Raw genomic sequence first — 18,188 nt, 5'->3', positions numbered from 1 at the left:
GCATGCGAACATCCGGTACGCAGGGCGCACCGTCGATCTATGTTACCGGCAAAGACACATCTGGCCAAATGCGCGCGAAGCGGGCACGAAACACGTCGGATGGCGACGTTAGATTAACTGAGCTAACCTTTCGTCCGCCCGCCATCGTTCAGCCACCGAGCCCGCAAGGTGCCCTCTTGAGTTCCAACCCGTCCGGCCCAGCCGTCTCCGTGATCATTCCCGTACACAACGCCAGAGATGTGCTCGACGAGCAAATACGCGCGCTCGCCCACCAGGACTACGACGGCCCGTTCGAGGTCGTCGTCAGCGACAACGGCTCGACCGATGGAGTGCGCGAGTTCGTGGAGGACCACGCACTACGGGCCCGCTTGAATCTGAAGTACGTCGATTCGTCCGGCACCCCGGGCGCGTCGCATGCGCGCAATCGCGGTGCGGAAGCAGCCGAGGGCCCGCTGCTGACCTTCTGCGATGCCGACGACGTCGTACACCCGACATGGCTGCGGCGCATCACCGCCGAACTGGACAGCTACGACCTCGTGGGAACCGGCCTGAGCACCGAGGCGCTGAACTCCGAAGCGACGCGCGCCGCAGTTCCGTTCGCCCCACCTTCGAATCAGGGCAAGTCGCCCTTTCGCCCGTTCGTCATCGGGGCGAGTATGGCGTGCCGCGCGTCGACCTACCGAGATCTCGGCGGGATGCTCGAATTCGTTCATGCCAGCGAGGACATGGAATTCTCCTGGCGCGCACAGCAATCGGGTGCCCGCCTGCACTTCATAGCCGAGCCGCTGGTCGAATATCGTTTGCGCACCGGCTACCGGGACAATTGGAAGCAGGCCGGGGCACTAGGATACGGATCGGCCCACGTCCGCGGAATGTATCGGGCTGCCGGATGCCCGCCGTTCCGAATCCGCACAATTTCCGTAGCGCTCCTCGCGCTCGCGGTACGAAACCCATTGCTGCCGACCGCAGTGACTCGGATGCCGACTCGCCTCTGGCTACGCCTGACGGCCGCCCACCTCGGACTCATCCGAGGGGGCCGCCGGTACTCGTCACTCACCTGGTGAGCGTTGACCTGGTAGTTCTAGCGAGGCCGAACCGTCAGGATTCGCGGGCCGTCCTCGGTCACCGCGACCGTGTGTTCCCAGTGCGCCGCACGAGAACCATCGGTGGTCACCACGGTCCACCCGTCGTCGAGAATGTCGGTCTCGTAGGTACCGAGCGTCAACATCGGTTCGATGGCCAGCGTGGAACCCACCACGAGCTCCGGCCCTTTGCCCGGCGCGCCCTCGTTCGCGAGGAACGGGTCCATGTGCATTTCGCGGCCGATTCCGTGGCCGCCGTAACCGTCGACGATTCCGTATTTGCGACCGTGAGCATCCTCGGCCGCGTGCGTACCGGACTCGATGGCGTGGGAGATGTCGGTCAGACGATTGCCGGGGATCATCGCTGCGATCCCGGCCTCCATGGAGAGCCTCGTCGCCTCGCTCAGCAACGCATCGGCCTCGATGATGTCGCCGACGCCGAACGTCCACGCCGAATCTCCGTGCCAGCCGTCCAGCACTGCACCGCAGTCGATGGACACGAGGTCCCCGGCGACCAACAACTCGTCCGCCGACGGAATGCCGTGCACTACGCGGTCGTTCACCGAGGAGCAGATGCTGCCGGTGAATCCGTGGTACCCAAGAAACGAGGGCACCGCGCCGGCATCACGGATGACCGCCTCGGCAACTCGATCGAGTTCGAGCGTCGAGACTCCGGGCTTGGCTGCATCTCGTACGGCGACTAGAGCGGCACCTACCACGGCACCGGCTGCCGCCATCGCGTCGAGCTCACCAGCGCTCTTGAACGGGACGACTTTTCGTTTACGGCCGAACGCCATTACTTGCCGTGGTCCTCGATGGACTTCAGCGCGCGGGCGTTGACTTCGTCCACCTCACCGATCGCATCGACGGTGACCAGCTTGTCGGAGTAGTAGTCCAACAGCGGTGCCGTCTCGTCGCGGTACACCTTGAGACGATTACGGATGACGTCCTCTTTGTCGTCCTCACGGCCGCGCGCCAGCATGCGGTCCACGACGACGTCCTCGTCGACGACGAAGGACAGCACTGCATCGAGATGTGCGTTCAGGTCGGAGAGGATGTCGACCAGAGCTTCGGCCTGGCCGACCGAACGCGGGAAACCGTCGAGCAGGAATCCGTTGACGGCGTCGGGCTCGGCGAGTCGACTGCGCACCATGTCCACGGTGAGTTCGCTCGGCACGAGGTCGCCCGCGTCGAGGTACTTCTTCGCTTCCAATCCGAGCGGGGTCTTCTCGCCGATATTTGCGCGAAAGAGATCGCCTGTCGAAATGTGTGGCACGCCCAGCTTCTCGGAGAGGAGGACGGCCTGAGTGCCTTTGCCGGCACCGGGGGGACCGAGCAGAACAAGTCTCACTTGAGGAACCCTTCGTAGTTACGCTGCATCAGCTGGCTTTCGATCTGCTTCACGGTGTCGAGGCCCACGCTGACCATGATCAACACGGCGGTACCACCGAACGGAAGGTTTTGAGCTCCGCCCGAACTGCCGATGTCGAGGAACAGGTTGGGAAGCACCGCAATGGTGCCCAGGTACACCGCACCGGGCAGCGTGATGCGACTGAGAACGTAGTTGAGGTAATCGGCTGTCGGCTTACCCGGTCGGATGCCCGGGATGAATCCACCGAACTTCTTCATCTCGTCGGCCCGCTCTTCGGGGTTGAACGTGATCGCCACGTAGAAGTACGTGAAGAATACGATCAGCCCGAAGAAGATAGCGATGTACACCGGGTTCGCCGGGTTCACCAGATACTCGTTGATGATCCGCTGCCACCAGCTCGGATCGGTTGCGGTGCTGGCGGACGTGAGCTGGGCGATGAGATTGGGTAGGTAGAGGAGCGAGGACGCGAAGATCACCGGGATGACGCCGGCCTGGTTGACCTTGAGCGGCAGATACGTCGACGAGCCGCCGTACATCTTCCGGCCGACCATGCGCTTGGCGTACTGGACCGGGATTCGGCGCTGACCCTGCTCGACGAAGACCACACCGGTGATGATGAGGAACGCTGCGAAGCAGACGAACCCGAAGACCAACCCGCCGCGGCTCTCCAGAATCGAGTTGCCCTCGGACGGGATGCGCGAGGCAATTCCGGCGAAGATCAGCAGCGACATTCCGTTGCCGACACCGCGCTCGGTGATGACCTCGCCGAACCACATCACGACGGCTGCGCCTGCAGTCATGACCAGCACGATGATGACGAGCCCGAAGATGGACTGGTCGGCGATGATGTCCTGCTGACATCCCTGGAGCAACTGGCCGCGCGAAGCGAGGGCCACCAGGCCGGTCGCCTGCAGGATGGCCAGTGCGATCGACAGGTAACGCGTGTACTGCGTCATCTTGGCCTGGCCCGACTGTCCCTCCTTGCGGAGTTCCTCGAACTTGGGGATGACGACGGTGAGCAGCTGCACGATGATGCTAGCGGTGATGTACGGCATGATGCCGATCGCGAACACCGAGAGCTGGAGGAGCGCTCCACCGGAGAACAAGTTGATCAACGAATAGATGCCCGCCGAATCTCCACCGGAGACCTGGTCGATGCATGCTCGGACATTGGCGTAGTCGACACCCGGCGACGGCAGTGTTGCACCGAAGCGATACAGGGCCACCAGACCGAGCGTGAAGAGGATCTTCCGTCTCAGGTCAGGAGTCCTGAGGGCCGACACGAAGGCGGAAAGCAAAGATCCTCCTGGCACGACTGCGTTGACGCCGCGAGTGCTTCGTCGGGAGCGACTGATGCTCCCGTGAGCCTCACGAGCATGGACTGCGGACGACATACATCGACCGCATCGATACGAACTTCTCTGAACTCTAGAACTCTAACAGTGCGCATCGACCGGACCGACGGTCAGTGTTGGACCCTGGCCGATCGGTCGACACACACGACATTCCGTGTAGGCAACGATGGCCGCAGCTCAGCTACGAGAGCTGTGGCTGCGGCCATCGTCACGAACTGCTGCTCGACGCGCTGCTACTCAGCACATCGAAGCAATGCTCATACCTCGGTTGCAGAACCGCCGGCAGCGGCGATCTTTTCCTTGGCGGAGCCCGTGAACTTGTTGGCCGAGATATCGACCTTCACGGTGAGGTTTCCGTCTCCGAGAACCTTGACGAGCTCGTTCTTGCGAACAGCTCCCTTGGCGATCAGCTCGGGGATACCGATCTGACCACCCTCGGGGAACAGGCGCTCGATGTCGCGCAGGTTCACGACCTGGAACACGACACGGTTGCGGTTGGTGAAGCCCTTGAGCTTCGGGAGCCGCATGTGGAGGGGCATCTGGCCACCCTCGAAGCGTGCCGGCACGTTCTTGCGTGCGCCGGTTCCCTTGGTACCGCGACCTGCGGTCTTGCCGCGCTTGCCACCTTCACCACGGCCGACGCGAATCTTCGTCGACTTGGATCCGGCTGCGGGGCGCAGGTGGTGCAGTTTGATGGTCATGGTTAGACCTCCTCAACAGTTACGAGGTGGCGCACCGTGTTGACCAGTCCGCGGTTCTGCGGGTTGTCCTCGCGGACGACCGTCTGGCGGATGCCCTTGAGCCCGAGAGTACGCAGGCTGTCACGCTGGTTCGCCTTCTGGCCGATGGTGCTCTTGATCTGAGTGACCTTCAGCTGAGCCATTACTTCACCGCTCCTGCCTGTGCGCGTGCGCGCAGCATTCCGGCGGGTGCAACCTCTTCGAGGGTCAGGCCGCGGCGAGCCGCAACTTCCTCGGGACGCTGCAGACCCTTGAGGGCTGCGACGGTCGCGTGCACGACGTTGATGGCGTTGTCGCTACCGAGCGACTTCGACAGCACGTCGTGGACACCGGCGCACTCCAACACTGCGCGAACAGCACCACCGGCGATGACGCCGGTACCGGCGCTGGCCGGACGCAACATGACGACGCCGGCAGCGGCTTCGCCCTGGATGGGGTGAGTGATGGTGCCGGCGATCATCGGGACGCGGAAGAAGCTCTTGCGAGCCTCCTCGACACCCTTCTGGATGGCCGCGGGAACTTCCTTGGCCTTGCCGTAGCCGACACCGACCAGTCCGTTGCCGTCACCGACGATGACGAGGGCGGTGAAGCTGAAGCGTCGACCACCCTTGACCACCTTGGAGACGCGGTTGATCGTGACGACCTTCTCGATGAAGTTCGACTTGTCCGCAGCGTTGCCGCCACGGCCGTTGTCACGACGATCGCGACCGCCACCACCGCGGTTGTCGCCGCGCTGGTTGTTATCGCCACCTGCGTTGGGGCCACTGTTCTGTCCGGCGGGGCCGCTTCCGCCGTCACGCCGTTGACGTCCCGGCATCAGGCTGTCCTTCCGTTGTCAGTCATTGTCATCATCAGAACGTCAACCCGCCTTCGCGGGCAGCGTCTGCGAGTGCCGCGATGCGGCCGCTGTAGTTGTTGCCGCCGCGGTCGAACACGACTGCCTCGACGCCGGCTGCCTTCGCACGGCTGGCGATGAGCTCGCCGACCTTCGCGCTGACGGCCTTCTTGTCGCCCTCGAGTGCGCGCACATCGGCTTCGATGCTCGACGCGCTGGCCAGCGTGTGGCCCGCCAGGTCGTCGATCAACTGCACGTGGATGTGACGCGAGGACCGGTTGACGACCAAGCGCGGACGCTCGGGCGTTCCGGAGATCTTCTTGCGAAGGCGGAAGTGACGACGTGCCTTCGACAGGCGACGCTTCGTCGAGACGTCGGTGCCGCGCGGTGTGCGCTTGACGACGTTCGCCTTGTCTGCTGTTTGCTGGCTCATATCACTTACCCGTCTTTCCGACCTTGCGGCGGATCACTTCACCCTCGTAGCGGATGCCCTTACCCTTGTACGGGTCCGGACGCCGCAGACGACGAATGTTGGCAGAGATCTGACCGACCTTCTGCTTGTCGATGCCGACAACGGTGAATCGCGTGGGCGACTCGACCGTGAACGTGATGCCCTCGGGTGCTTCGATCAGCACGGGATGGCTGTAACCGAGTGCGAACTCGAGGTCCTTGCCCTTGAGTACGACGCGGTAACCGACGCCGTGAATCTCCATCTTGGTGGTGTAACCGTTGGTGACACCGGTGATGAGGTTCGCGACGAGAGTGCGCGAGAGACCATGCAGCGAGCGGCTCTTACGCTCGTCGTCGGGCCGAGTGACGGCGATGGTGCCGTCGTCGGCGCGGGCGATCTTGATGGGCTCGGCGACTGTCAGGCTCAGGGCACCCTTGGGGCCCTTGACCGCAACGTCCTGGCCGTCGATGGTGATATCGACGCCAGCGGGGACTGCGACCGGCAATTTTCCAATACGTGACATGGTGTGGCCTCCCCTACCAGACGTAGGCGAGGACTTCTCCGCCCACACCCTGCTTGGCAGCCTGACGCTCCGTGAGCAGACCGGTGGACGTGGAGATGATCGCCACGCCCAGGCCGCCGAGAACCTTGGGCAGATTGGTGGATTTTGCGTACACCCGGAGACCGGGCTTGGAGACGCGTCGCACGCCGGCGAGGCTGCGCTCACGGCTCGGGCCGTACTTCAGATCGACGATGAGGGTCTTGCCCACCTCGGCGTCTTCCGTGCGGTAATCGGAGATGTAGCCCTCGCGCTTGAGGATCTCGGCGATGTTCGCCTTGAGCTTCGAGTGGGGAAGCTTCACCTCGTCGTGGTACGCCGAGTTGGCGTTGCGCAGACGGGTCAAGAAGTCTGCAATTGGATCGGTCATCGTCATGGTGTGACCTGTGCACCTTTCTCGCAGCGGTTCCCATGCAGCACGCGCGGGCTGGTGCCTTCCGGTTCCGGAGAACCCATCGGGCCTGGCTCGTCACATCGTGGGCCTACAGCGAAGTGAACATGTCCTGACCGACTGTTGCCGGTCAGGGGTTGCGCTCCAAGCAATGCATCGCTGCACTGCCAGGTGTTACGAGCTTCCGCATGTTCAATGCTGACGTACGGAGAACTCGAGGTTGCGTTCTGTATTGCAAGGACTCGCGTGCAGGCACGACGAAGCCCGGGCAACCGCTCTAGTGTAGGCATCGCGCACCCGAAGACCAAATCGCCTTACCATTGCGCGACAGCTCGGGTCCAGTCGGACACCCCGACGAGTACTTCTTCGCTAACGTCGGACCATGACGGACTCGAAGGCAGTCGACATCGACCACCTCACCCACACTCTGCGCGACCGCAACATCGTCGGCTTGACCATCGGCTGGGTCGACAACAACGGCATCGTCCGATCCCGCACCGTGCCCACCGCAGAATTGACTGCAGTCGCACGGCGTGGAGTGGGAGTCACCGCGGTGTTCGCGGTATTCGATTCGCATGACGGGATCACATTCGCCCACGAAGGACTGTCGACGCCGTCCGGCGATGTGCGGTTGATTCCGGTGATCGAGAGCGCGTCGAGCGTGGTCGCCCTGTCCGGACAGCCGGGGCTGGCCTGGGCGCACGGACGACAGGTCTCGGCGGACGGCACACCGTGGCCCTACGATCAGCGCTCAGTTCTCGAGCGGCAGGTGCAGAAGGCGTCCGATGCCGGTTTCGAGGTACGGGCCGGATTCGAGATCGAGTTCGCCCTGACTCGCGAGTCGGACGGACTGTCCGCTCATCGCGGACCTGCCTACTCGGCGAACGCACTCCGCGATGTCGATCAATTCGTAGTACTGCTGCTTGAGGCGCTGTCTGCGAATGGCCTCGACATCGGGCAGATTCATGCCGAGTACGGCGGCTCCCAGCTGGAGATCGCATTGAGTCCACTCGATCCACTTGCTGCGGCCGACGCGCAGGTACTCGCGCGGCAGACCATCCACTCAGCGGCCAAAGCCCAGGGCCTGAGGGCAAGCTTCGCTCCCCTGCCCTCGTCGAGCAGTGCGGGTAACGGATGGCACCTACACACATCACTGGTTCGCGACGGTCACAACGCTCTGACCGGCGACGGAGAGTACGGACTGTCCGACACCGGGCAGGCGTACATCGCGGGCCTCGTTCGAGAACTCCCGGGACTCACTGCCATCACGGCACCGAGTTCAGGGTCACTGCTGCGTCGTCGACCGGGGTACTGGGCAGGTGCCTTCGGATTCTGGGGCGTCGAGAACCGCGAGGCTGCAGTGCGACTCGTACCGGCCACGCCCCTTCTCGGCCCGGAACACACCAACGTCGAATTGAAGGCGTGCGACGCGTCCGCCAATCCGTATCTGGCGCTGGCCGTCACGATCGCGGCCGGTCTGGCGGGAGTGGCGGATTCGGCGCAGTTGCCGTCTCCGGTCCAGGAGGACGTAGGAGGTTGGGACGATGCTCGTCGGGATGCCGCGGGGATCTCCCCACTCGCGACGACCCACGCGCAACAGCGCGGAGACCTCCTGTCGTCCGCACTGGTCCGAGACGTGTTGGGCATGGAACTTCTGGGCGCGTTCGTCGCCTGCCGGGACGCCGATGCCACGTGGGCGGAGAGCCATACCGAGGACGAACTGCTCGAATCGCTGCGCTGGATCTACTGACGTGTTGCGACGGTTTGTCGGGGCAACCACAATCGTCTCGGCCCTCGATCATGCTCTGCCACAACCGGATCAACTCTGCGGACCGTTCTCGGCATCGGTTGCGCTGACGGCCGTCATGGGCGACGACGCACCGGGCGTGACGGCCCTCGCGGTCGCGTCGAGGTCCGCGATCTGGCCGGGTGCAATCGACTCGGCCCGTCCTCCCGGAACCCCCCGAATCACCGACGGGTGGGATCTACTGCCGAGAGCCGCATCGATCGACGCAGCCGGGACCACGGCAGCAGGTCTCACGGAGGGCATCGAGACCGCGACCGACCACCGCGTCGCCGTGGTTCCCATCGTGGGGCCCTCCGTCGAGAGATTGCGTCTGCTGCTCGACCGTCTTGCCGACGGGCCTTTCCGCTTCGCATCGTTGGCGAATGTACATACTGCAGAGTTGACCGACTTCGACTGGAACGTAGGACATTTCGTGACCGTCTGGGGATTCGATCCAGTCGAGGACGTAGTGGCGATTGCCGACACCTACCGGGAACTCGGAGACCCGGACATGCCGCCTGGATGTAGAACCGTCTCCACCGATGCCCTCGCGTCGGCGATGTCCGAGCGTGGCCTGCTGCTGATCGTCGACAGCCAGGATCATCATGCGGCGGTGGATCTGGTCCGCTCTCTGGATCTACGACACGACGTGTGGTCGGTGTGAAACTCAGGACCTGAGCAACGCAAAATGGGCGTGGGTTCCTTTCGGAACCCACGCCCATCAGCGTGGTGTGGTGAAGCCCGGAGGCCTCAGATCACCAGGAGCTCTTGCGAACTCCGGGAAGCTCTCCGGCGTGTGCCATCTCGCGCACGCAGATACGGCAGAGGCCGAACTTGCGGAACACGGAATGGGGACGGCCGCAGCGGTTGCAGCGAGTGTATGCACGCACCGCGAACTTCGGCTTCTTGTTGGCCTTGTTGACCAATGCCTTCTTCGCCATGGACTCAGTTCTCCTTGAACGGGAAGCCGAGGTGCTTGAGCAGCGCGCGGCCTTCTTCGTTGTTGGTTGCGGTGGTTACTACGGTGATGTCCATGCCGCGCGGACGGTCGATCTTGTCCACGTCGATCTCGTGGAACATCGACTGCTCGTTGAGGCCGAACGTGTAGTTTCCGTTGCCGTCGAACTGCGTGCCCGAGAGGCCGCGGAAGTCCCTGATTCGGGGAAGGGCAATGGAAACCAGACGGTCGAGGAACTCCCACATGCGGTCGCCACGGAGGGTGACGCGTGCGCCGATGGGCATTCCTTCGCGCAGCTTGAACTGTGCGATGGACTTGCGAGCCTTGCGGATCTCCGGCTTCTGGCCGGTGATGGCAGCGAGGTCTGCAACTGCGCCGTTGATCAGCTTGGCGTCACGGGCGGCGTCGCCGACACCCATGTTGACGACGACCTTGACGATGCCGGGGATCTGCATGACGTTTTCGTATGCAAACTCGGTGTTCAGGGCGTCTTTGATCTCAGCGCGGTAGCGCGCCTTGAGGCGGGGCTGTTCGCCCGCGATGTTTTCGGTGGTAGTCATCTCAGATGTCCTTCCCGTTCTTGCGGGAAACACGAACGCGCTTGCCGGATTCTTCGTCGGTCCGGTAGCCCACGCGAGTGGGGTTTCCGTCCGAGTCGACAACTGCGACGTTCGAAACGTGGATCGGGGCTTCCTGAGTGACGATGCCACCCGAGGATGCGCCGCGCTGGTTGGCAGAGACCGCGGTGTGCTTCTTGATGCGGTTCACGCCTTCGACCAGGACCTTGGAGTCAGCGGGGTAGGCCTGAATGACCTTGCCCTTGGCACCCTTGTCCTTGCCTGCGATCACGAGAACGGTGTCGCCCTTGTGCACCTTCATTTACAGCACCTCCGGGGCGAGCGAGACGATCTTCATGAACTTCTTCTCACGCAGCTCGCGGCCGACCGGGCCGAAGATGCGGGTTCCACGGGGGTCGTGGTCCGGCTTGATCAGCACCGCAGCGTTCTCGTCGAAACGGATGTACGAGCCATCCGGACGGCGACGCTCCTTGACGGTGCGGACGATGACGGCCTTGACGACCTCACCCTTCTTGATGTTTCCACCGGGAATGGCGTCTTTCACCGTAGCTACGATGATGTCGCCGATTCCGGCGTAGCGACGTGACGAACCACCGAGAACGCGGATGCAAAGGATTTCCTTCGCGCCCGTGTTATCAGCGACGCGTACTCGCGACTCCTGCTGAATCACTAACTTCTCCTTGACCTGGATGTACGTACGTGCCGGATTTCCGTCCCGACACGCGCGGTCGGCTGCCGAGAGCGGGCGCACGAAGACACACCGCTGCCACAGGCAACCGGTCAAGTGTAGGGGAACGCCGATGCCAGAGCCAAATCGCCGTCACGGAGACGTGCTTGCCCCCTACGTGTCGGACCTTGTCGGTACGGTTCGGAGATGGGGCAACAGGGGTGGGCGGGGAACAGCTGTGATCGGGAACGGTGAGACCGCAGGCTGGTGGTCGAGTCTTCCCGCAGATCGAGTGACTCGACTTCGCGGGGCGTCCGAACGCGAGCTCGCCGAATCCGCGAACCCGCTCCCCGCCGACGCACCCGCGATCGTCTTCTTCACTGTCGACGAGCCGGCATCTCGTCGTTCGGCAGACCTGGTCGAGATGGTGGTCACGTCGCTGGAGACCGCAGCGGTCCACTCGACCGCGCTGTGGCTCCCCGAGTTCGAGCACAACGCAGGGACCTCCACGTTGGAGCGGCGTGCCGCTCGCACGTCCGCCGTTCGCCTGGCTGCCGACTCGGCACACTTCGGCCCCTACATAGCGGCTCTGGCCGAGTCGGCCTCCTCGGGACGGCCGATACGCCGGGCGGTGTTCACCGTCGAGACCCGCGCGGCAGGTTCGGCGCGAGCTCTCGCGGCAGCTCACGGCCGCGACGTTGTCGCTCTCGTGCTGGTCGTACCCGACGCCGTGGACGCCGACTTCGTGTCGACCGCAGCGGAATGGCTGTGTGCTCACGCACGGGCGGGCGTGTGGCTCACCGGCGGTGGCTCGTCGAGGATGGACAGATTCCCGTCCGTATCGGTGCGCGCACCCGAAGTGCCTGCCGGCGTCAGCACTGTCCTCGATCGCTTCCGGCCGTTGAGCTATCCGCCGATCGCCGGGCACCCACACCCGGCGAGCGATCCGGAGAAGCGCCTGTACAGAGCGCTGGACCAGCACGAATGGGCCACCGGTCGAGAGCACAATCGCTCGATTCGGCTCGGCGAACTCAGCCGTCCGTTCACAGTCGACGTACTGTGGCGCACCGAGAGAGTCATCGTGGAAATCGACGGCGACGAGCACCGTGCCGCCCAGCGCTTTGCCGAGGACCGCGTGCGCGACAACCAGCTGCAGACACACGGGTACATGGTGTTGCGGTTCACCAACGCTCAGGTGATGGACGACCCGCACCGCGCTGTGGCTACCATCCGCGAGGCAGTATCGAGAAGACGATCGAAGGGGGATCCTCGATGAGTACCGAAGACCTGAACGGCACCGAAGCAGCAGTACTGCTCGTTCTGATGGCCGAAGCGAGTCCGGTGAAGAACAGCGCCCTCAAGGCACTCGGCCCCGAACTACCGAAGGCTTCCCGCGACAAACTGAAGAACTCGGGATTGATCGAGGTCGATTCTTCGGTGCGCCCGATGACTCTGGAGCTGACCGACAAAGGGTGGCGCACCTGCGGTGAGCTCATCGGCGGTGAACCACCGGCTCGGTCGACAGGCGCAGGCAAGGCCATGTTCACCGTGTTGGCAGGGCTACGTCGCTGGCTGGATCGCACCGACAGCCGTCCGGCCGATGTGTTCTCGCCCCGCGGGGACGAGACCGCACCCCTCGACAGCTCCGAGAAGGCCGTCGACATCGAGGCCTCGATTCGCGCCGCGTACGCGTCGCTCGCACGTGAACCCGGTAGCACCGTTCGGCTGTCTCGCTTGCGAAACGAGTTGCGAGACATACCTCGTGGCGATCTCGACGATGCACTCGCACGGCTGCGTCGCGCGGCAGACGTCTCGTTGATACCCGAGGAAAACCAGAAGACGCTGACCGACGAGGAACGCGCTGCGGCCGTCGTCGTCGGTAATCAGCAGAACCACCTTCTCTCGATCGAATCATGATGGGCGTGAACTCCACGATGACGGACAACGAGCAGATCCGGGCTCTGGAATCGGTACGGCTGAGCTGGGCCCCGACCCCCGACGACGTGTGGCGTTCGCAGTCCAACGTGCACGTTCCCGGTATGCACGAGCGGGTGTTCCTCGAGGTGATGAACGCCTATGACGACGCAGAGACGTCGGATGACGCCAGTCCGCTCGGAGTCGTCGTACGCGGGCCGGCCGGATCCGGCAAGACGCATCTGCTGGGGCAGGTGCGCGAGGAGGTGCAGCAGAAGGGCGGGTACTTCTTCCTGATCAGGCTGCTCGACGCCGCGGGCTTCTGGCGATCGACTCTCATGGGGATGCTCGACGACCTGATGCGGCCCTCCGGCCAAGGATCCGACAGCCAACTCGCACTTCTGCTGCGTCGCTTGTGCACGATCGGTGACATTCCCGACGAACAACGCGCAAAGATCATGGGCGAGAACATGATCGACGCCGAGACACTGAACGACTTCGTCACCGCCGTATACAAGGTCCACCCTCGACATCGGCGTACCTCGCAGCACACGCTGCGCGCCTTGGTGCTGTCCATCGCCCCCGATTCGGCCGTCCAGGATCTCGGTGACGCGTACCTGCAGTCGATCGACGACGTCAATGCCGAAGAATTCTCGCCCTGGGGTATCCGCCGGGCCGAGCTCGGTCACCAAGGCATTGCCGAGAACATCTCACGACTGCTGGCCATCACCGGTCCGACAATTCTTGCGATAGACCAGATCGACACGTTGGTCGCGCAATCCCGAACGGGATCGGATCAGGAGTTCGCCGACGCACAGGAAGACAAGGTCGTCGAGCAACTGGCGCACGGTCTGATGTCGCTGCGCGAAACGCTTCCGCGCACCGCGTCGGTTCTCTCGGCACTGTCGAGCGCGTGGGAGTTGATCGCTGCCCGCGGCGTGGCACCGATGCGCGACCGCTTCCGAGTGACGCAGCCTCTCAAGCCGATTCCGTCGTCCGACATCGGACGCCTGTTACTGGGCCGACGTCTGGCGGCGTGCTTTCTCGAGGCCGGCTTCACCCCGCCGCATCCGACGTGGCCGGTGGCACCCGACGCATTCGAGCAGGCCCCGGACTTCACTCCGCGGCAGCTGCTGATCGCGGTCGACCGTCACATCAGGCACTGCCTCGACACCGGCGTCGCGTCGGAGTTGGAGAGTTTCACGGACAAGTCCGGGCCCGCGGATGCGCAGGACCTCCCCAAAGCACGGGTCGACGAACTCGACATACTCGACGATCGCTACGCAGAACTGCGCAAACAGGTCGACGTCTCCATTCCGCTGAAGCCCGACAGTGAGGACTCGATCGTCCCCGCACTCCTGTCTGCGGGCCTGACCGCGTGGATCCACGAGCATCAGTCCTCGGACGACAGCCTTGCCCAGGACCCACCTCCGAGCGGCAAGCCTGCCCTGCATGCCAGGCTGCGACATACCGTCGACACCGATACGGACGACGAGGAGCACTGGTGCTTCCGCGCGGTCTCCTCCGGCAACGCCAGGGCCGCGTTGGCCCGTGTGGAGCGTGCAGTGACCACGGCCGGCCTCAGGGCAGACATGCCGAAACGGCGACTGATCCTCATCAGAAACGACCCGTGGCCCAATGGCGCGAAGACCGAGCAGACCGTCGCCGCTCTGCGACGTGCCGGCGGCATTGTCGTTCCGTTCGGCGACGAGGACCGCAGGGCCTTGGCGGCTCTGTCGGTCCTGCTGGCCGAGAACTCCCCCGCTCTCACGTCGTGGTTGCTCGCGCGCAAGCCCGCACACGAGGTCGAACTGTTCTCCTCCGTGTTGCCTGCAGTCAGCGTCGTCGACGACGACACCGCATTGATCGAACCCGAGAACACCGTCGCGGCCGAGCCGATTGCGAGCCGCCGGCCGTCGATCGTCGCCGGGTCGGAAGTGAGTACCGGTGCGGACGTCGTGATCCAACTCGAGGCGCTCCGTAAGCACACAGCGATCTTCGCGGGTTCCGGATCGGGGAAGACGGTACTGATTCGCCGACTGGTGGAAGAATGTGCGCTGCAAGGTGTTTCGGCGATCGTGTTGGACGTCAACAACGACCTGGCTCGCCTCGGCACCGCGTGGCCCGAGGACGAACGGACGTGGCCGCCGGGCGACGAGGCCAAGGCGGCGGCGTATCTACGCGACACCGACGTCGTGGTGTGGACGCCCCGCAAGTCGGCGGGCCGACCGCTGAGCTTTCAGCCACTGCCCGATTTCGTCAGCGTTCTCGGTGATGCCGACGAGTTCGATTCCTCCGTCGAATCCGCATTGGCGTCGCTCGAGCCCGCCGCCGGCGTCCTGGGTACTTCCCAGAAGGCGAAACACGGCCGCGCAGTGCTGAAGTCGGCGCTCGATCTCTTCGGTCGACGCCCACAGGGCGGCACGCTGGCGGACTTCATCGACCTGCTCGAAGAATTGCCCGAGGACACCAGCGACCTGCGCGATGCCGTACGGATCGCGCAGGGACTGGCCGAAAATCTGAAGGCTGCCGTGGCCAACGACCCCATGTTCGCAGGGGCGGGCACCCCGGTCGACCCGGCAGTGCTGCTGACTCCGGCCGACGGAAAGAAGGCCCGAGTATCGGTGATCAATCTGGCGGGCCTGACCACCGACGAGCAGAAGCAGAGCTTCGTCAATCAACTGCAGATGGGCCTGTTCTCCTGGATCAAGAAGAACCCGGCGGGTGACCGGCCGCTCGGCGGACTGTTCGTGATGGACGAGGCGCAGAACTTCGCCCCCTCCGATCGCACGACCGCAGCGACACACAGCACACTTGCGCTGGCGTCGCAGGCGCGTAAGTACGGTCTCGGTCTCGTGTTTGCCACGCAGGCACCGAAGGGGTTGCACAACCGCATCGCCGGAAACGCGTCGACGCAGTTCTACGGACTGCTCAACAGCCCGTCCCAGGTCGAGGCGGCCAAGGAGATGGCCCGCGTCAAAGGCGGCTCGGTACCCGATGTCGGCCGTTTGCCCGCGGGGCAGTTCTACGCTGCCGTCGAGGGCGCAGAGTTCCGGCGAACCGCCACTCCCCTGTGCCTGTCCTACCACCCGAAGAGCCCGCCGACCGAGGAAGAAGTCATCGAACTCGCGCGTTCCTGACAGCACGCGTCGACACTGGCACACTGGATCCGATGAAAAACCTCGCTCGCGGGGAGAACTGCCCCGCTCCGACCGGCCGGCTGACGGTGACACTTACCGCCTCGACGTCGGTCGACGTGTCTGCGCTGCTGTTGGGGCCGGACGGACGGGTGCGTTCGGACGCGGATCTGGTGTTCTACAACCAACCCGAGGGCGCAGGCCTCGAGTACCAGCGCGGACCGTCCGGCCATCTCGTCCTGATCGATCCCTCCGCGATTCCAGCCGATATCGAGACCGTTGCCATCGCGGCATCGCTGGACGGTACCGGTCCGGCAACGTTCGCTGCCGCCGGCCCGACATCGGTGACCGTCTCCGACACGTCGGGCGGTGCGATCGTCGGATTCACCGCCGACGCACTCGGCGACGAGAGTGCTCTCGTCATCCTGGAGTTCTATCGCCGCAACCAGCAATGGAAAATCCGGGCGGTGGGCCAGGGGTACGCCGATGGGTTGGCGGGCCTGGCCACCGCGTTCGGTATCAGCGTCGAGGACGACGATCCGCCCACACCCGAGGCACCGACGGCACCACCCTCGCACCGAAGCGAAGCGATCGTGAATTCACCTGTCCCACAAGGAGTCCTGACCATGAGAAGTGAACTGTTCGCGCCCGCCCACGCCGAAGTTCCCGGATCGGGGATTCAGAAACAGGGCAGCAAGATGTGCCGGGTCGGCATGAACGGCGAGATCATGGCTCGGGCCGGCTCGATGGTCGCGTACCAGGGCACTCTGCAGTTCGAGGCCAAGGGCTCCGGGGGTATAGGTCGAGCCCTCAAACAAGCCCTGTCCGGCGAAGGCGTCCCTCTGATGAAGGTCACGGGCCAGGGCGACCTGTTCCTCGCCAACGCCGCACAGGACGTCCATCTGATCGATCTCGACGGTACGGACGGGCTCACCATCAACGGGGCCAACGTTCTCGCGTTCGACTCCTCGCTGAGTTACGACATCAAGCGTGTCCAGGGTGCCGCTGCGGGTGGAAACGCGGGGTTCTTCAACTGTGTGTTCACCGGTCGGGGCCGTATCGCCATCACCACCGACGGAGTGCCGGTCGTCCTGAACGTCGACCAGCCGACGTTCGCCGACCCGCAGGCAGCAGTTGCGTGGTCGTCGTCTCTGCAGACGAGAGTGAAGAAGAACGACTCGTTCGGGCTCGGAACGTTGATCGGCCGCTCGACCGGAGAGAGGTTCACGCTGGAATTCGCCGGCCAGGGGTTCGTGGTGGTGCAGCCGTCGGAACAGCCGCCGGGTGGACTGGTCGGCGGTACCGGTGGCGGTGAGCAAGCAGGCGTCGGCGGAGCACTGGGCGGCTTGCTGGGCAGGTAAGCCGCATGCTTCGGGAAGCACAAATGCCCGCCCCCGGGAAGGGAGCGGGCATTTTTGTGCAGGTACTACTTGGCCTTTTCGAGAACCTCGACCAGTCGCCAGTGCTTCGTGGCGGACAGCGGACGGGTCTCCATGAGCTGAACGCGATCGCCTACGCCGGCGTCGCCCTTCTCGTCATGTGCCTTGACCTTGGTGGTGCGACGAATGATCTTGCTGTAGAGGGGGTGCTTGACCCTGTCCTCGAGCTCGACGACGATCGTCTTCTCCATCTTGTCGGATACGACGTAGCCGATCCGAGTCTTGCGGTTGTTGCGCTCTTCAGTCACAGTCTTTTCCTCGCTCATGCCGCGTCACCTGCAGTGTCCTCGGAAGGACCAGATGCCAAGCCGAGCTCACGCTCGCGCAGGACGGTGTAGATGCGCGCGATCTCGTGACGGACGGTGCGCAGTCGACGGTTGTTGTCCAACTGGCCGGTAGCCATCTGGAAACGAAGGTTGAACAGCTCTTCCTTCGACTCACGCAGCTTGGTGACCAGCTCTTCACCGGTGAGCTCGCGGAGCTCTGCGGCTGGGGTTCCGGTAGCCATCAGAACTGCTCCTCCCTGGTGATGATGCGTGCCTTGATGGGCAGCTTGTGGATGGCGCGAGTCAGTGCCTCACGCGCAATGGTCTCGTCGGGGTACGACAGCTCGAAGAGCACGCGACCCGGCTTGACGTTCGCGATCCACCACTCGGGCGAACCCTTACCGGAACCCATGCGGGTCTCGGCAGGCTTCTTGGTGAGCGGGCGGTCCGGGAAGATGTTGATCCAGACCTTGCCGCCACGCTTGATGTGGCGAGTGATCGCGATACGAGCGGACTCGATCTGACGGTTGGTGATGTAGGCGGGCTCGAGAGCCTGAATGCCGTAGTCACCGAATGTCACCTGAGTTCCGCCCTTGGCGGCACCCGAACGCTTCGGGTGGTGCTGCTTGCGGTGCTTGACCCGGCGGGGGATCAACAT

The 18,188-nt window shown here is 64.0% G+C and carries 23 protein-coding genes; 7 read left to right on the top strand and 16 right to left on the bottom strand.

From position 1 onward, the window contains the following. Positions 1–176 precede the first annotated feature (176 nt). Positions 177–1,064, top strand: coding sequence for a glycosyltransferase (locus tag ASH04_RS18885; protein WP_057474238.1), 888 nt, complete (start codon positions 177–179; stop codon positions 1,062–1,064). Positions 1,065–1,081: 17 nt separating this feature from the next. On the opposite strand, the gene map is transcribed toward ASH04_RS18885, so the two are convergent. From map to rpsH, 9 genes are all read right to left on the bottom strand, one after another. Next, positions 1,082–1,879: a type I methionyl aminopeptidase gene (gene map, locus ASH04_RS18880; RefSeq protein WP_057474237.1), complete on the bottom strand. Its 798-nt coding sequence runs from the start codon at positions 1,877–1,879 to the stop codon at positions 1,082–1,084. Further along, the gene (locus tag ASH04_RS18875; RefSeq protein ID WP_027496328.1) at positions 1,879–2,433 is read right to left on the bottom strand and encodes an adenylate kinase; all 555 of its coding nucleotides are present in this window, start codon (positions 2,431–2,433) and stop codon (positions 1,879–1,881) included. The genes map and ASH04_RS18875 overlap by 1 nt, the downstream gene beginning before the upstream one ends. Further along, on the bottom strand, positions 2,430–3,752 hold the full coding sequence (secY, locus tag ASH04_RS18870; RefSeq protein ID WP_027496327.1) for a preprotein translocase subunit SecY: 1,323 nt from the start codon (positions 3,750–3,752) through the stop codon (positions 2,430–2,432). Before secY ends, ASH04_RS18875 begins: the two co-directional genes overlap by 4 nt. Positions 3,753–4,066: 314 nt before the next feature. Further along, on the bottom strand, positions 4,067–4,510 hold the full coding sequence (gene rplO, locus ASH04_RS18865; protein ID WP_027496326.1) for a 50S ribosomal protein L15: 444 nt from the start codon (positions 4,508–4,510) through the stop codon (positions 4,067–4,069). Positions 4,511–4,512: 2 nt separating this feature from the next. Next, positions 4,513–4,692 (bottom strand): 50S ribosomal protein L30, encoded by a 180-nt coding sequence (gene rpmD / locus ASH04_RS18860; RefSeq protein ID WP_008718256.1) that lies wholly within the window; start codon positions 4,690–4,692, stop codon positions 4,513–4,515. Then, positions 4,692–5,366, bottom strand: coding sequence for a 30S ribosomal protein S5 (rpsE, locus tag ASH04_RS18855; RefSeq protein WP_032365630.1), 675 nt, complete (start codon positions 5,364–5,366; stop codon positions 4,692–4,694). Before rpsE ends, rpmD begins: the two co-directional genes overlap by 1 nt. A gap of 34 nt (positions 5,367–5,400) precedes the next feature. Next, positions 5,401–5,817, bottom strand: a complete 417-nt coding sequence (rplR, locus tag ASH04_RS18850; protein WP_032365631.1) for a 50S ribosomal protein L18 — start codon at positions 5,815–5,817, stop codon at positions 5,401–5,403. A 1-nt stretch (position 5,818) separates the two neighbouring features. Next, positions 5,819–6,358 (bottom strand): 50S ribosomal protein L6, encoded by a 540-nt coding sequence (rplF, locus tag ASH04_RS18845; protein WP_027496323.1) that lies wholly within the window; start codon positions 6,356–6,358, stop codon positions 5,819–5,821. Positions 6,359–6,371: 13 nt separating this feature from the next. Next, complete coding sequence (gene rpsH / locus ASH04_RS18840) at positions 6,372–6,770, bottom strand: 30S ribosomal protein S8 (protein ID WP_008718266.1); 399 nt, start codon at positions 6,768–6,770, stop codon at positions 6,372–6,374. A gap of 397 nt (positions 6,771–7,167) precedes the next feature. Here rpsH and ASH04_RS18835 point away from each other — a divergent pair, with 397 nt between their 5' ends. Continuing rightward, positions 7,168–8,535, top strand: coding sequence for a glutamine synthetase family protein (locus ASH04_RS18835; RefSeq protein ID WP_057474236.1), 1,368 nt, complete (start codon positions 7,168–7,170; stop codon positions 8,533–8,535). Position 8,536: 1 nt separating this feature from the next. Continuing rightward, the gene (locus tag ASH04_RS18830) at positions 8,537–9,235 is read left to right on the top strand and encodes a DUF6885 family protein (RefSeq protein ID WP_057474235.1); all 699 of its coding nucleotides are present in this window, start codon (positions 8,537–8,539) and stop codon (positions 9,233–9,235) included. 91 nt (positions 9,236–9,326) lie between these two features. Here ASH04_RS18830 and ASH04_RS18825 read toward each other — a convergent pair whose 3' ends face one another. Genes ASH04_RS18825 through rplN form a run of 4 tightly spaced genes read right to left on the bottom strand, consistent with a single transcriptional unit; the run spans position 9,327 to position 10,777 of the window. Next, positions 9,327–9,512 carry a type Z 30S ribosomal protein S14 gene (locus ASH04_RS18825; RefSeq protein ID WP_008718273.1) on the bottom strand — a complete coding sequence of 62 codons (186 nt, stop codon included), beginning with the start codon at positions 9,510–9,512 and terminating at the stop codon, positions 9,327–9,329. 4 nt (positions 9,513–9,516) lie between these two features. Then, entirely contained in the window at positions 9,517–10,089 is a 573-nt protein-coding gene (gene rplE, locus ASH04_RS18820) for a 50S ribosomal protein L5 (RefSeq protein ID WP_008718275.1), read from the bottom strand. Between the two features lies 1 nt (position 10,090). After that, the gene (gene rplX, locus ASH04_RS18815; protein ID WP_008718278.1) at positions 10,091–10,408 is read right to left on the bottom strand and encodes a 50S ribosomal protein L24; all 318 of its coding nucleotides are present in this window, start codon (positions 10,406–10,408) and stop codon (positions 10,091–10,093) included. Next, complete coding sequence (gene rplN, locus ASH04_RS18810) at positions 10,409–10,777, bottom strand: 50S ribosomal protein L14 (RefSeq protein WP_027496320.1); 369 nt, start codon at positions 10,775–10,777, stop codon at positions 10,409–10,411. A 235-nt stretch (positions 10,778–11,012) separates the two neighbouring features. Here rplN and ASH04_RS18805 point away from each other — a divergent pair, with 235 nt between their 5' ends. Genes ASH04_RS18805 through ASH04_RS18790 form a run of 4 tightly spaced genes read left to right on the top strand, consistent with a single transcriptional unit; the run spans position 11,013 to position 17,186 of the window. Continuing rightward, positions 11,013–12,050, top strand: coding sequence for an endonuclease domain-containing protein (locus ASH04_RS18805; protein WP_057474234.1), 1,038 nt, complete (start codon positions 11,013–11,015; stop codon positions 12,048–12,050). Beyond that, positions 12,047–12,691 (top strand): hypothetical protein, encoded by a 645-nt coding sequence (locus ASH04_RS18800; RefSeq protein ID WP_048319815.1) that lies wholly within the window; start codon positions 12,047–12,049, stop codon positions 12,689–12,691. The genes ASH04_RS18805 and ASH04_RS18800 overlap by 4 nt, the downstream gene beginning before the upstream one ends. A 17-nt stretch (positions 12,692–12,708) precedes the next feature. Beyond that, a complete protein-coding gene (locus tag ASH04_RS18795) occupies positions 12,709–15,828 on the top strand; it encodes a helicase HerA domain-containing protein (protein WP_057474303.1) in 3,120 nt (1,039 codons plus the stop codon). A gap of 32 nt (positions 15,829–15,860) precedes the next feature. Continuing rightward, positions 15,861–17,186, top strand: coding sequence for an AIM24 family protein (locus ASH04_RS18790; protein WP_082519329.1), 1,326 nt, complete (start codon positions 15,861–15,863; stop codon positions 17,184–17,186). A gap of 65 nt (positions 17,187–17,251) precedes the next feature. Here ASH04_RS18790 and rpsQ read toward each other — a convergent pair whose 3' ends face one another. The 3 genes from rpsQ to rplP are packed head-to-tail and all read right to left on the bottom strand — an operon-like array spanning position 17,252 to position 18,188. Further along, on the bottom strand, positions 17,252–17,530 hold the full coding sequence (rpsQ, locus tag ASH04_RS18785) for a 30S ribosomal protein S17 (protein ID WP_027496315.1): 279 nt from the start codon (positions 17,528–17,530) through the stop codon (positions 17,252–17,254). Beyond that, positions 17,527–17,772 carry a 50S ribosomal protein L29 gene (gene rpmC / locus ASH04_RS18780; RefSeq protein WP_027496314.1) on the bottom strand — a complete coding sequence of 82 codons (246 nt, stop codon included), beginning with the start codon at positions 17,770–17,772 and terminating at the stop codon, positions 17,527–17,529. Before rpmC ends, rpsQ begins: the two co-directional genes overlap by 4 nt. Further along, positions 17,772–18,188: a 50S ribosomal protein L16 gene (rplP, locus tag ASH04_RS18775; RefSeq protein WP_027496313.1), complete on the bottom strand. Its 417-nt coding sequence runs from the start codon at positions 18,186–18,188 to the stop codon at positions 17,772–17,774. Before rplP ends, rpmC begins: the two co-directional genes overlap by 1 nt.

Origin of the sequence: Rhodococcus sp. Leaf233, from assembly GCF_001426165.1 — a bacterium.
In the GTDB taxonomy this organism is placed as follows: domain Bacteria; phylum Actinomycetota; class Actinomycetes; order Mycobacteriales; family Mycobacteriaceae; genus Rhodococcoides; species Rhodococcoides fascians.
This window is presented reverse-complemented; position numbering and strand designations above follow the sequence as displayed.